At 56.2% G+C, this 14,374-nt stretch carries 12 protein-coding genes; 1 reads left to right on the top strand and 11 read right to left on the bottom strand.

Annotation, left to right across the window (positions count from 1 at the left end):
• Window positions 1-126 precede the first annotated feature (126 nt).
• On the top strand, window positions 127-2,013 hold the full coding sequence (locus MHH78_RS22560; RefSeq protein WP_341168867.1) for an Rqc2 family fibronectin-binding protein: 1,887 nt from the start codon (window positions 127-129) through the stop codon (window positions 2,011-2,013).
• A 587-nt stretch (window positions 2,014-2,600) separates the two neighbouring features.
• Here the strand turns inward: MHH78_RS22560 and MHH78_RS22565 are convergent.
• From MHH78_RS22565 to MHH78_RS22615, 11 genes are all read right to left on the bottom strand, one after another.
• Window positions 2,601-3,512 (bottom strand): PHP domain-containing protein, encoded by a 912-nt coding sequence (locus MHH78_RS22565; RefSeq protein ID WP_341168868.1) that lies wholly within the window; start codon window positions 3,510-3,512, stop codon window positions 2,601-2,603.
• A 72-nt stretch (window positions 3,513-3,584) separates the two neighbouring features.
• Window positions 3,585-4,484, bottom strand: coding sequence for a selenium metabolism-associated LysR family transcriptional regulator (locus MHH78_RS22570; protein ID WP_076074362.1), 900 nt, complete (start codon window positions 4,482-4,484; stop codon window positions 3,585-3,587).
• Between the two features lie 85 nt (window positions 4,485-4,569).
• Entirely contained in the window at window positions 4,570-5,007 is a 438-nt protein-coding gene (locus MHH78_RS22575; protein ID WP_076074360.1) for a hypothetical protein, read from the bottom strand.
• A 118-nt stretch (window positions 5,008-5,125) separates the two neighbouring features.
• Window positions 5,126-6,094 (bottom strand): diguanylate cyclase, encoded by a 969-nt coding sequence (locus MHH78_RS22580; RefSeq protein ID WP_083684352.1) that lies wholly within the window; start codon window positions 6,092-6,094, stop codon window positions 5,126-5,128.
• Between the two features lie 239 nt (window positions 6,095-6,333).
• Window positions 6,334-7,584 carry an MFS transporter gene (locus tag MHH78_RS22585; protein ID WP_341168869.1) on the bottom strand — a complete coding sequence of 417 codons (1,251 nt, stop codon included), beginning with the start codon at window positions 7,582-7,584 and terminating at the stop codon, window positions 6,334-6,336.
• Window positions 7,585-7,743: 159 nt separating this feature from the next.
• Window positions 7,744-8,229, bottom strand: coding sequence for a MarR family transcriptional regulator (locus tag MHH78_RS22590; protein ID WP_340953489.1), 486 nt, complete (start codon window positions 8,227-8,229; stop codon window positions 7,744-7,746).
• 65 nt (window positions 8,230-8,294) lie between these two features.
• Window positions 8,295-8,558 carry a YlbG family protein gene (locus tag MHH78_RS22595; protein ID WP_036694997.1) on the bottom strand — a complete coding sequence of 88 codons (264 nt, stop codon included), beginning with the start codon at window positions 8,556-8,558 and terminating at the stop codon, window positions 8,295-8,297.
• Window positions 8,559-8,600: 42 nt separating this feature from the next.
• Window positions 8,601-9,038, bottom strand: coding sequence for a YlbF family regulator (locus MHH78_RS22600; RefSeq protein WP_341168870.1), 438 nt, complete (start codon window positions 9,036-9,038; stop codon window positions 8,601-8,603).
• Between the two features lie 46 nt (window positions 9,039-9,084).
• Entirely contained in the window at window positions 9,085-11,205 is a 2,121-nt protein-coding gene (locus tag MHH78_RS22605) for a helicase-associated domain-containing protein (protein WP_341168871.1), read from the bottom strand.
• Window positions 11,205-12,917, bottom strand: a complete 1,713-nt coding sequence (locus MHH78_RS22610; RefSeq protein WP_341168872.1) for a DNA repair helicase XPB — start codon at window positions 12,915-12,917, stop codon at window positions 11,205-11,207. The genes MHH78_RS22605 and MHH78_RS22610 overlap by 1 nt, the downstream gene beginning before the upstream one ends.
• 185 nt (window positions 12,918-13,102) lie before the next feature.
• Window positions 13,103-14,284: an amidohydrolase gene (locus MHH78_RS22615; protein WP_341168873.1), complete on the bottom strand. Its 1,182-nt coding sequence runs from the start codon at window positions 14,282-14,284 to the stop codon at window positions 13,103-13,105.
• Between the last annotated feature and the right edge of the window lie 90 nt (window positions 14,285-14,374).

Here is a 14,374-nt window from a genome sequence, read left to right on the forward strand (position 1 = left end):
TGTCCAAGTGTATTCATGGTCGTCCCAAAATATCACCGCATCTGGGTTTCTCCTTTTGCGCGAACCGGTAAAAGTATGGCATCATAGAGGGAGTACTTTATTATCAGGCGACAGGAGAACCTTATCATGGCATTAGACGGCATTGTTACCCAAGCGATCGTGCATGAGCTTCAGCCCTTCATCGGTGCACGCGTCGGCAAAATATATCAACCCAGCACACATGACCTCATCTTCACCCTGCGCGGTGCGGGCGGCGGCGGCAAGCTGCTGCTGTCGGCGAACCCGACCTACCCCCGGCTGCACCTGACCGAGAGAAGCAGCATCAACCCGGCGGAAGCGCCGATGTTCTGCATGCTGATGCGTAAGCATTGTGAAGGCGGCACCATCGAGAGCATTACCCAGGTGGGGCTTGAACGAATTATTCATATCACCATCAGAACCCGGGATGAGCTGGGGGATGTCTCCGCCAAAAAAATCATCATCGAGCTGATGGGACGCCACAGCAACATCATTCTGACCGAGCTGGCCACGGGGACGATTATCGACGGCATTCATCATGTCACCCCGTCCATCAGCAGCTACCGGGTCGTTATGCCGGGAGCGGCTTATACCCAGCCGCCGCAGCAGCATAAGCTGAATCCGCTGCAGATCAGCCAGCCAGATTTCCTTACCCTGATAGCCTCGGCAGAGGAAGCGGCCCGCTACGCCGCCGAGCATCCTCAGGAGCCCGAGGAGGATATGATCGAGGGCGAGATCGCCGGACTGCTGGCCTCACTTGAGGCTCCGCAGGCTGACGGCTCCGGCGGCCCGGCCCCTTCAGCCGATCCGGCCGGCTGGCTGGTCCACGCCTTCAGCGGCCTGAGTCCGCTGATCGCCGGAGAGATCCTCCACCGGTACAAGGAGATAGGCGGAGAAGCTGAGGATTTCAGCAGCGGGATGGATAAGCCTGAACAGCTCTGGGAAGCCTTCCATTCGGTCATGGAGCCGGTCAGCAAGCAGGAATTCGCTCCTGTCACCGGTTGGAATGCCAAGGGCAAGCCTGTCTTCTCAGCCATTCCGCTGAAGCTCATGAGCGGGAATGTGAAGCATTACAGCTCCATAAGCTTGTGCCTGGAGGATTATTACGGGGACAAGGCGGAGAAAGACACGGTTAAGCAGCGGGTTAGCGACCTGATCCGCTTCCTCAGCAACGAGCGCAGCAAGAACATCAAGAAGCTGGCCAACCTGCAAAAGGATCTGAACGAAGCCGAGGATGCGGACCAATTCCGGATCTGGGGCGAGCTGCTGTTCGCTTCCCTGCACACCGTGAACAAAGGCGACAAGGAAGCAAAGCTAGTAAACTACTATGATGAGAATCAGGCGGAGATTACCGTTCCGCTCGACCCGCTGCTAAGCCCTACGGACAATGCACAGCGGTATTTCAAAAAATATAACAAGTACAAGAACAGCCTGCGGGTGATCGGCGAGCAGGTCAAGAAGACACACGAAGAGATTGCCTATATGGAACTGCTGCTCCAGCAATTAGCCCATGCCTCACTGAATGACATTGAGGAGATCCGCGAGGAGCTGGTCAGCCAAGGCTATCTCCGCGACCGCAGCAAAAAAGGCAAGAAGAAAAAGAAGGCTGCCAGACCTACGCTGCAGGTATTCACTTCCTCTGAAGGGGTTGACATCTATGTCGGCAAAAACAATCTGCAAAACGAGTATGTCACCAACCGCCTCGCTGCGCCGAACGATACCTGGCTGCATACCAAGGATATTCCCGGCTCGCATGTGGTGATCCGCAGTGAGGAATTCGGCGATGCCACCCTGGAGGAAGCTGCTCAGCTCGCCGCCTATTACAGCCAGGCCAAGCAATCCAGCAGTGTGCCGGTAGACTGTACGCTCATCCGTTACGTGCGCAAGCCGAGCGGAGCCAAGCCGGGCTTTGTCATCTACGATCATCAGCGGACACTCTTCGTCACGCCCGATGAGGAGCGGATCAAGCAGCTCCCGAATGTGCTGCGTAGTTAAGCGGAAAACCGAATACATTGGGCTGGTGCGAAGGTAAACGGCACATTGTATGCGGAAAACCGAACAGCAATGAGTTCGCTCAAGACGCGCGGGCCAAATGTATGTGGAAAACAGCATACATTGAGTTCGCTCAAGGCGCACGGGCCCAATGTATGTGGAAAACAGCATACATCAGGCTCGCTCAAGGCGCACGGGGCCAAATGTATGCGGAAAACAGCATACAATGGGTTCGCGAAAGGCGCGCGGGCCAAATGTATGCGGAAAACAGCATACATCAGGCTCGCTCAAGGCGCACGGGGCCCAATGTATGCGGAAAACAGCATACAATGGGTTCGCGAAAGGCGCGCGGGCCAAATGTATGCGGAAAACCGAACACAATAGTAGGTGGTTTCCTCTTACTAATCATGCGCTATACTAACAGTAAGGATTGCTCCTACCAAAAAACCTCCGTCCTGTAGCGCCTGCGCTAAGGGTCGGAGGTTTTTAGTGTCTTGTGTCTTGTGTCTTGTGTCTTGTGTCTTGTGTCTTGTGTCTTGTGTCTGGCGTTTTGTATTTTTGTATCCTGCGCTCTTTGCTGTGTCCTACAGTCAGCCTCTGGCAGCCTTAAGCTGCTCCAGCACAGTGGCAGGCACACTAACACTGCCGAGATCCCCGTGGAAAACAACGCCCTGCCGCGCACCATGGAAATCCGAGCCGCCGGTTACCCGCAGGCCGAATTCCGCAGCCAGTGCAAGATAGCGCTCATGCTCTGCCGGTCCATGATCGGAATGATACACCTCGATGCCGTCCAAATCACATTCCTCCACAATTCTGCGCACCAGTGCGTCATCTCCGTAGATTCCCGGATGGGCCAACACCGCTGCACCTCCTGCTTCACGAATCCACTGGCAGGCCGTCTCCGGGGTAATGCGCGGAGGCGAGACATAGGCCGCCGCACCTTCGCCCAGATACTTGTCGAAGGCATCCCGCATATCTTCGGCTGCACCCAGCCGCACCAGCTCATCCGCGATGTGCGGGCGGCCGATGCTCTCATCAGGCTTCAGCTCCCGGCCAAGCCCTGACACTACCTGCTCCAGGGTGATCGCAATGCCCAGCCCGCGCAGCTTCTCCAGAATTGCTTCATTACGCCCGAGCCGGATACCCCGCTGTTCCTCCAGGCGGGACAACAGCAGTTCCTGTTCTATGTCGATATAGTAACCGAGGACATGGATCTCCTTGCCGCTCTGCCGTGTGCTGATTTCTACACCGGGAACTACAGTAATCCCGTACCGCTTGCCTGCTTCCAGTGCTTCCGCTACTCCGCTGACCGTATCATGATCGGTAATGGCTACCGCTGCCAATCCAGCCTCGTAACCAAGCCGCACATTCTCTGCCGGCGGCTGCATGCCGTCCGAGGCCTGGGTATGGGTGTGCAGGTCGCATCTGCCGGCTGTATCAGCAAGACCCGCTGTAGCTAACTCCGCCTCTGAATGCCCGCTATGACTTGTAGGGTCTGTCATGGAATTCCTCCATTCTTTCAAGTAAGTTTACATACTTTCATGCAGCTACACGCAGCTAGCTATGCATATCCGTTACTGTCCGCCGGCATGCTGGCGCAGAAAGCTTAGGAAGGTTACCGCCGAGATCGGCAGCAAGGTCGATTTCAGATGAATGGCGTAGAATTGCCGTTTGAAGGAGGCATCCGTCAGATTGACAATCTTCAGCAGGCCGAGCGCTACTTCATGCTTGACCGACGAGGTCGAGATAATCGTAATCCCCAGCCCCGCCTCTACCGCCGACTTCACCGCTCCGGTACTGCCCAGTTCCATCACAATCTGCATCGCCGCAGGGGCAAGCCCGTTAGCCTCAAGCTGCTCCTCCATCACCCGCCGTGTACCCGAACCGCGCTCACGCAGCACGAACGGATAGGCGAGCGCCTGCGCCAATGTCACTTCTGCCTGAGCGGCCAGCGGATGCTCATGGGGCACGATCAGCTTCAGCTCATCGCCCATTACCGGCTCAATCACCATGTCCGGGTGGGAGACCGGCGCTTCAATCAGCCCGAAATTCAGCTGATGCTTATGAATCTCATCCATAATCTGTGAAGTGTTCATCACCTTCATCATAATCGAGATATGCGGATATTCCTTGCCGAAAGGCCCCAGCAGGCGGGGAAGCACATATTCACCTATGGTCAGGCTGGCTCCGAGCATCAGGCGGCCCTCCAGCATGTGGGTGAAGGCCGACATCGCCTGGTCCGTCTCTCGCATCAGCTGCATGCTGCGCACCGCGAACGGCATCAGCGTCAGGCCGGCCTCGGTGAGTATGATTTTTTTGGTGGAGCGGTCGAACAGCTTGGTTCCGAAATAATCCTCAAGCGCCTGAATCTGCATCGTCACCGCAGGCTGGGTCATATGCAGTGTCTGTGCCGCCGCCGAGAAGCTGCCCCGTTCGGACACGGTATAGAAAATATGAAGCTGATGAAAATTCATACGTTACTGACTCCTTCGCTAATTTCAGTCTTCAAGCAAAAAGGCACGCAGCCCTAAGCCGCATGCCTCCCTCGTTTCAAGTATCCTACTTGCGCCTGCGGCGTTTCTTGGACAGCTTCATGCGCCGGGAATGTCGCAGCCAGGAATAGTATCGCTTGAGATCCCGGAGCTGCGGAGTCACCGATATTTTGCCCAGAAAAGATACGATTACCATGACATACAGCGGCTCTCCGGAGAGGGCCGTGACGCCCTCAAGCTGCCTGAAATCAACCACGATCACCGTATCATTATCGATCAGATAGGCATTATAATCACTGTTCGAGTAAGGCCTCAGCCGGTTCTGCTTCAGGGCCTGCCAGATCCAGGCGGTCACCTCCACATTTCCGCTGTCCTCAGCAGCTACCCGGTCCGCATAACGGCTCTTGGCATGCCGGGTCAGCACGATGTCGGCAATCCCGTAGTTATTCAGCATGATATGGAAGGGTTCGTGCACCCCCCACCAGTCCATCCCCTTGCCCTGCATAGTCATCACACTCCACGTAAAAAGGGTCTTGGCATGCTCTTATTGTTGTCAATCTTACCGCATTGACGACCGTTGTTCAAGCATACCGCCATCCCCGGGAGAGTTACATGGCGAAACCTCAGCTGCCCGTCCGGTGCATACTGATATCGCTGTCATCGACATAGCTACTGCCTCTGATCATTTTGCAGCTTTTTTTGAAGCGGGCCGCCTCTACAGACAGCTCCTCAATGGAAGCAAACCGGCGGCTGCGGTTCGTAACCACGGCAATCGAGATCGAGACCAGCGGGATCTCCTCCAGTTGTCCCGAACGGCTCTCGGTCAGCACGTATTTCTGGGCCAGATGTCCGGCATGATAGAAATCCTTAACCGCCGTATCGAACGCCGCGATGATGCTTCTGCAGCATTCCTCGTAGTGATAATCGCTGATAAAAATAATAAAATCATCCCCGCCGATGTGCCCCAGGAATCCGTTCATCCGCAGCGCCTCATGCTTCAGCAGCTCCGCAGTGGCCTGAATCATACGGTCGCCTTCCTTGAAACCGTAGGTGTCGTTGTACGCCTTGAAATGGTCAAGATCGATGTAGAGTACACTGAATTCATCCTGCAGCAGCGTCTTCACCATCCACTCAGTAATGCTGATATTCCCTGGGAGCCCTGTTAACGGATTCAGGAAGCTGGCGGCCACCGCCTGAATCTCCGCGAAGTTAAGCAGCAGATCCCGTACGCTAACCGCTCCGAACAGGGCCTTCTCATGAGTCACGATCACATAGTCGTACAGATTCTCTTCCTGCCTCGACATCGCCTGCCTGCTTACCTCAATAATCGGCGTGTTATAGTCTACCACCAGCGGATTTTTGTCCATCACCAGTTCCACAGGTCTGCCCATATAGAGCGTATACCCGTACAGCGTACCTATTTTCTGATAAAAGCTGATCCTCATAATTAATCCGGCAGTCCGCCCGTTTTCCGTTACGGCTACGCCTTGGAGCTGGGGATTGCTTTTGAAAATCTGGTCCACAAACCCGCATTTGTGATGAATCGAAATGTCCGGGATTTGTTCAGCGATTTCACCGATCTGCAGAAACATGCTTACACCCTCCCTTGACTGGATACTGGAGCACCGGAGACGGAAGCGCTCCACGCTCAGGCCGATGAGCCGGTCTTCCGAGCGCATAGCCAAGGGTCCCTGTCTTATTCATCTAATCCCCCGTATACTTGTCTTCGTGAATTCAATAACTTCTCTTCAGCATAGATTGGAATTATTAAGCAGGGATAAACTTCGGGCCAGGGCATTGCCTTCTGCGCACCTTTTTTCACACTAACGACTTATTTCGACAACTCTCCTGCCCGGTTAATCGTTCGCAGCACAGGGATCGCCGCTCCAATGAGGATCACCCCCATAAATGCCGGTGCAGTCGGTCCAAGTGACACGTAGAGCTGTCCGCCAATCAGCGGTCCGATCATTCTCGCCAGCGCCTGAATCGATTGACTGCCTCCTTGAACCCGTCCCTGCTCGCCCGCTGCGACAGATTTGGACAGCATTCCGTTGAACGAAGGCCCGAAGACCGAATCGCCGAAGCCGAAGATAAACATCCCTGCGATAAAAAGGGGATAAAAGGCGAACAAGGCCGACAACGTAAACAGGACATATCCAACAATTTCCGAGACCATTCCGAGGAGGGCGATTTGCCGGTCACTGTATCTTTTCAGGAGCTTCGGCATAATGAATCCTTGGGACAGGATATCCTGCAAGCCCATGATGGAGAACATCAATCCGATGATCACCGGCTTCCAGCTGAAATTATCCAACGTGAACTGTGAAAAAATAGCCTGGAATGATCCATTCGGTATCCACAGCAGGAAGGCGGAGACAAACAGTCTATTGAGGTTCTTCATGGACAGCAGATTCGCAAGCTGCGTGAAGGGATTCAGCCTGACTAAGGGGATTGCCTTCAGTCTCTTACTTTTCTCCAGACTCTCGGGCATGAACAGGAAGCCATAACCCACATTCAGTAAGGTTACCGCTGCGCCAGCATACATGGGCACCGAATACCCGAACTTGGCCAGCAGCCCGCCCATCGACGGACCAATAATAGTACCGGCCCCTACCACCGCGCTCACCCAGCCAAAGTACTTGGTCCGTTGCTCCGGCGGAAGAATGTCTGCAAAATAAGCGAAGATTGTACCGATGCTCCCGCCTGTGATCCCTTCAATGATCCGCCCGGCGAACAGCACCCATAAAGCCCCTCCAAGGCCAAATATGAAGTAACCGGCAGCAGAACCCAGCAGGCATAGCAGAAGCAAAGGACGCCGTCCGTATTTATCACTCAGCGCACCCAGCACAGGCGCCGCACAGAACAGGCAGGCCGCATACACTGCGGTCAGCAGGGTAATCATCACCGCTTGTTTTCCTGGATCGCTAATGTAAGGCTGGACGAGGAATGGAACCACAGGAGCTATGATACTGAAGCCTATTCCGCATAAAAATACTGAGATTAGACCGAATATAAGCGCGTGCTTATCTACTTTTGGTTCTGAAGGTTGATCTTGATTGTCAGCTGGTTTGGATGTGGACATGTATCTTCTCTCCTTTGAGTTTATGATTTGTTTCCCAAGAAACAATATCATCCTAGCACACTTTTGATTCCAAGGAAACAAAATATTGAACATAAAAAAACACCCTGCCGGGTGAAAGTAACTCTGCCTGTAATATTCTGCTGAAGTATAGAGGGGAAATTAATCTTCTTCCGTGCTGTTCTCCAGCTCCAACTCCTGCTTCTTAATCTCTTCATCCAAATGCCTATTGTACTTCTCCATGAAGCTGAGCATACCGGCATACTGGCTATCGGTCACCTGCTCAAACACGGGTCTGTCCCGCTCCCGGAACTCACGGTGCAATTCGTCATGGATCTGATACACAGCCTTCCCTTGACCGGTAAGCCTGAAATAGATTTCCTTCTGATTGTCCGGCTTCTGGTAGCTCTCGATAAGCCCCTTGTGCAGGAGCTTCCGTGTAATCTTGCTGATCGCCCCTCTGGTCATGTACAAGGCCTCTGCAAGCTTGGTCACGTTGACGTCTGCATGTCGTCCGATGTATTCAATACAGTGCACCTCCGAGGGTTTATTGCCCTTAAGACTGATCTCCATCTTCGACTTGTTCAGCCAGCTCATCTTATTAAATAATTCCCGAAAAGCGGTTAAGACCTGTTCCTCTTTGTTCATTGGTGGTCCCCCTCTTAAAAAAACAGACGCCAGCGGCGTCTGTCTAAATAACCCTTATCCCTGAACTACAGACCGTAGTACTTGGACTTGTCCGGTCCGTTGCTGGTATATTCCGTCTTCAGTTCATTGCGGTACGAACGCTCAATCTTGCGCACATAAGAAAGTCTGCGGACATTCTTCATGACTTCCTCGGCGCGCTCCGCATTGACGTACATTACCGCATAGTGCATTTTACGGGAAACGTAGTGCAATGTGCCGTACTTCTCCAGGTTGCGCGCCGCCTTGACGTCGCTAACCCATACAATATAACCTGTCCGTTCCGCAAACATAAGCTCATCCGCCTCTCTTTCTCTATCTCCTCACGGGTCAGCTTATCCGCAGGAGCATTTGCCGCCGCTGCCGCATCCGCCTTTGGGGGACGGATCATTGCTGGGAACCTTAATATTGTCCGAGACCGAGAATGCGATCGCCTCAGACATGGAATGAAGAATATCATCCAGCGTCTTCTCCGCATTCTTGAAGCGGACCACCGCTTCGAACTGCTCCAGCTCCCGCTCTACAGCCTCAACCTCATCCTTGGCCGAGTGATAGTTCGGGTGAAAATGACCAAACCGCTGTGTCTCGTCAAACAGCTCCTTCTTGCCTTGCAGCCGCTTGATCATGGCCTGGATTTGGGGATGGTTATCTACCTGTCCCTTCCAGTATAGGTAATCCGACACTTCTGCGGATTGATTAATCATATCGCCTAATTCATAGGCGTATGTCAGCACTTCAGCCATATCGACCGTATTTAATTCCGCTACGCTCATGAACTTCAACTCTTTTCTGCATTTAATGTTCTACCGCAGCGATAGACTACCTTATCATAACATATCCGCCCGCCTCAGCAGAAGAAGAATTTCTGTGCTTAAGCGGATGCAGCAGCTGAATTTCCTGCCAGTCCTCTGCTGCAAGCTCCGTCTCCTCTGCCGTCTCCGTTCCCGGGAGCAGCAGAATGCCCCGTACCTTCCATGGGCGTCCGCTGATCCGTTCAGGAATGAAATCCGCCGCCTTGCCCCCGTAGGAGAGCCGGACCTTGATTCCCCAGCTTAGGGCCTGCTCCATTACCTTTTGCGCTGTAGTGACATGATACTGCCTCCACTGATTGAACCACATCTGCGGCACGGCCTCCTCACCCGGCAGCTCCAGCATCGGGGGGCCGCCCCTGTCCAGCGGCAGGAGCTTCGGGGACGGTCCCGTTCCCAGCAGGCCCCGTTCCCCGGCTGCGGCAGGGAGCTCGTAGCGCAGCGCTGGCTCGTCCGGCCCAGACAGCCCGAACAGCCGCTGCTGGCCCGCAGCCCCGTTCAGGTCCCCTGCCCTCACGGACGGCGCCAGACCGGCGGCTGCCAGCTCCTTGCGCAGCTGCCCGGCAGCCTCCGGCCGGACGATGAAGTGGAGCGGGCCGATGCGGGTAACGATGTCCTGCAGCCGGGGATGGGCGGCGATTATCTCGCCCTCCTGCTCTCCGGCGCAGGACAGCAGAAGAACCTCCGCCAGTTCGGTCCGCCCGATCGCTCTGGCCCACTGCCGGAGCGCCAGTATGACCTGCTCCGGCAATCCTCCGGCGGCATGGGCGTTCAGCCAGGAGATCACTTCACCCGGGGCGAACCCTTGGTCCGCCGCGGCTTCCAGCCGCTCACGGGTCAGCCGGAAGCTCCAGAGATCCTCGTGATGCAGCAGCTCCGCACACCCGGCCAAGGTCCAGCGGACCGTATAAGGGACCTCCGGTGGTACCAGCACCTCGAAATCCGGCTGAACAATGAAGCCGGGGGACGGGGAAGCCGATGCTTGCGGCAGCGGGCTACATGGGGCTTCAGCTGCTACGGGTCTCTGCGGGCTGAGGACGGTATCTTGAGCTTCGGCGGCGCTGTCCAGGATTGCTTGGCTGTGTGAGGCTATGCTTGGACTGCTGCTGGCTGCTTCCGGGTTACTGTCCGCTTCTTCTGCACCCTCTTGATGCTGCGGGGTTATTCCTAAGCTATGTCTGGTCAGCTGCGGCTTCATTGCCTTCCAGCGGAAGCACTCCGCCCCTTCCGCTGAAGCCCCCAGCTCACACCAGCCGAAGGCGGCCAGAAGGCGAATCCAGGCAAGTGACGCCTGCTTAAGCCCTGAGTCTGAGCCTGTCCCTGCCGCCCCCGGTACAGGCCTCTCCCCGGCAAGACCATTCTCTCTCATCCAGCTTAGAACAGGCTCTACCGCAAACCACTCATCCGCCTTAAACTCTGCTGCCGAGAGCAAATGTCTGAAATGCTGCTCCTCAGGCAGCGGAGCGCCGTAACGGCTGATTCCCAAGGTGTAGAGCGTATCCGTCATCTCTTGTGCGGTAAGAGCCAGCCAGCGTTGCAGCATCGTTCTGTCTAATCCATACCCGCTGCTGCCGCGGGTAATCAGCCCCAGTGTGCTCAGCAAATCAATCATTAATGTAACCCGCAGCGGATAGCTCTGGTGACCGGCAGAGGACTCAAGCAGAGCCAGATACTCCCCCGGTATGGACAACCTTCCGGCTAACCGGCCAAGCTGCTTCTTATGTATCACTCCCTTAGAGGTCAGAGGCAGGCCTTCCTGGGCTATGAACAGCAGTCCCTGAAAGATCTCCCCTGCCAGTTCTGAACACGCTGCATGTTCAACCCGGACTGCCCCCTCCACCCGCACCTGCGGGCAGCCCGTCCAGAAGCTCCTCAGAATCAAGGGATACTGCTGCTGTGGAATCTGATACAGCCGCTCCCCCCACACCTTCTGACGCAGCTCCAGCATCCCGGTGTGAAGCAGTTCCTCCAAGGCTAGCAACTGCTCGGCTCTACACAGGAATTCAGGCCGCAGCCGCTCTACAGAATCCGCTGTACATGGCGAAGTCGCATGCTCTGCCGCTATCCGCAGCAGCACTTCACAAGCATCCGCAGACAGCCTGCTGATATCATCTGCCGGTTCCAGTTCCATCAGAGAACAGCTCCTTCCGCCGGGTCCAGCATCCGGACCCCGTATTCGTAGCCTTGCTCTGTCAGGAACATCCGGCGGCGCAGGGCGAAGTCCTGCTCCCGGCTGTCTCCCGTGACCAGCGTGTAGAAATACGCCCGGTTATCCCCCGGCTTCGGACGAAGGATGCGGCCCAGCCGCTGAGCCTCCTCCTGCCGGGAGCCGAAGGCGCCGGATACCTCAATTGCTACCGAGGCATCCGGCAGATTCACAGCAAAATTCGCAACCTTGGAGACAATCAGCACCGGCAGCTTGCCTTCATTGAACGCAGCGTAGAGCGCATTCCGCTCCTTCTGCGGAGTCTTGCCCGTGATCAGAGGGGCCGCAAGCGTAAGCGCCATCTGCTCCAGCTGGTCGAGGTACTGTCCGATCACTAGAATCGACGCTGCGGGATGCGCCGCAGCAATCTGCGCTGCGGCCTGCGCCTTAGCCTGATTACCTGCCGCCAGCCGGAACTGCTCCTTCGCACCGGCATACACATATTGCTGCCGCAGCTTCTGGTTCATCGGAACGATGACCTCGATGCAATCGACAGCTGCAATCCATCCCTGCCGCTCCAGCACCTTCCAGGGCAGGTCGTAGCATCTCGGGCCGATCAGGGAGAACACATCCCCCTCCCGCCCGTCCTCCCGGACCAGCGTTGCTGTCAGCCCCAGCCGCCGCGTAGCCTGAATATCTGCGGTCGCCCGGAAGACAGGCGCCGGAAGCAGATGGACCTCGTCATAGATAATCAGCCCCCAGTTTCGTTCATGGAACAGATTCATGTGGACAAATGCTCCTCCCTTGGAGCGCCTGTGGGTCAGCATCTGATAAGTTGTAACGGTTACCGGCCGCACCTCCCGGTGCTCTCCCGTGTATTCCCCGACCTCATCTGCGCTCAGCGTGGTCCGCAGCAGCAGTTCCCCGCGCCACTGTTCTACTGAAGTCGTGCTTGAAGTAAGGATCAGTGTCTCGCACTGCAGCTGCTCCAGCACCGCAAGGCCGACAACTGTTTTGCCTGCCCCGCAGGGCAGCACGACCACACCGCTGCCGCCATGTCCGCCGGTTCCCTGGAACTTTCGGACAGCCTCCCGTTGATAATCCCGGAGCCTGAATTCGGCGCTGCTCTCTTCACCCGTTCCCCTTAGAGTTTCCCGCCAGGCCATCTTCAGTATCTGCCCGTCCCGGTACCCGGCATAGTCAAGAACCGGATAACCCAGTCTGGCCAACTCCTGCTTCAGCAGACCCCGGTTCATCTTCGGACAATGGCTATGCAGCTCCCCGGTCCGGCGCAGGCCCAGCTCCTTCAGCTTCTGAGAGTCATCCAGTTCATCCAGCCGACTCGCCCGGTCAGCGGTTAACGTAACAAGCTGCGGATCACTCTCATCCGCATGCAGATGCAAGCTTCCGTAACGGGACATCAGCAGTTCCATCTCCCCCTCGACCTCCGAAGGAATGCCCCACCTGGACAGCCTGCGCAGTCCTTCAATGACCTCTGCCGCTGTCTGTCCCCCTGCTGCGGCGTTCCATAGGGACAACGACGTGATCCGGTAAGTGTGGTAGGCTGGAGGACTTTTGACAAGCTCGGCGAATCCGCTTAGAACCGCCCGTGCCTCCTCAAATCCCGGATGTCCGCATTCCAGCAGAATTGTCCGGTCATTCCGTGTGATACATGGCCCCGCCCCTGCTCCGCTCATCCTATTCCCTCCTTGTGTGCTATAGTGGTTCACATTTGTCCCTACAACGAAAAAGCCCACCTCCGCCCTAACGGATATGAGCCACTCGTCATTCTATTAATGCAGCTGCTGCCGCTGTCAAGAATGAACCCTCCTGTCCACGTTACCATGGCATTTGAGAGTAGTTTTTCCTGGAGCGGTAACATTTATACGGATAAGGACTCATTGAGACAGGAATCGGCCATAGCGACCAGCAGCTTCACGCCATAGAGCATAGCATCCTCATCGAAATCAAATTTGCTGTGATGGTGCGGATAGACAGCATCCTTGGCCGCATTGCCCGCACCGACGAAGATGAAGCAGCCGGGAATCTCCTGAACATAATAGGAAAAGTCCTCCGCCGGCATAATCTTCTCCATCAGAATCACTTGGGCATCTGTACCCAGTGCCTCAGGGGCAACACGGGCGAAGCGTTCATACTCAGCAATGTCATTTACCAGCGGCGGGTACCCCATCAGATAGTCCACCTTCGCCTCCGTCCCATAGGCTGCGGCTATGGACGCCGCCAACTCTTCAATGCGGCGGCGGATCAGATGACGTGTCTCTTCATCAAAGGCCCGCACCGTCCCGGTAATCCGGCAGCGCTCGGCAATGATATTCTGGGCGGAACCGCCTTGCATCGTTCCCACGCTGACCACAGCAGGACGCAGCGGATCAACGTTGCGGCTGACAATCGTCTGCAGCCCGGTAACCAGTGCCGCACCCGCCACAATGCTGTCTGCTGTACGGTGGGGCATGCCGCCGTGTCCGCCCCGGCCGGTCAGATCAATGAAGAACTCATCGGCCGAAGCCATCAACGGCCCCGGCGCGCTGCCTACCGTCCCGAGCGGGAACGGCGTCCATAGATGCAGCCCGTAGACAGCATCCGCACCCGCAAGCACGCCTTCCGCAATCATGTCCACTGCACCGCCGGGACAGACCTCTTCCGCCGGCTGAAACAGAAAGCGGATCTCCCCCCTCAGCTCCTCCCGGCGGGAGCTGTAATACGCCGCCGCAGCCAGCAGCATGGCGGTATGCCCGTCATGCCCGCAGGCATGCATAACCCCTGGATGCTGGGAAGCATATTCCCGGCCGCTCTCCTCCGTAATACTCAGCGCGTCCATATCTGCACGCAGGACTACCGTTCTGCCAGTCTCCCGGCCCTTAAGTATGCCTGTCAATCCGTAGCCTGCTGCACTCCGCCGGACCTCAATCCCCAGCTCCGTGAGCCTTGCCCCGACATAAGCGGAGGTCTCCTTCTCCTGATAGGACAGCTCCGGATGACGGTGCAGATGGCGGCGCCATTTGATCATTTCCGGGAGCAGTTCCCCGATCTCTAACCTCTCCATAACTCTCCATTCCCTTCTCTGACAGCATCCTGCGGATAAGCCTGCGGGGCAAGCCCTTGAGCTCTGTCCGCTCCGCAGCCTGCCAACTTT

It is taken from the genome of Paenibacillus sp. FSL H3-0333, from assembly GCF_038002805.1.
GTDB classification, from domain to species: domain Bacteria; phylum Bacillota; class Bacilli; order Paenibacillales; family Paenibacillaceae; genus Paenibacillus_AQ; species Paenibacillus_AQ silagei.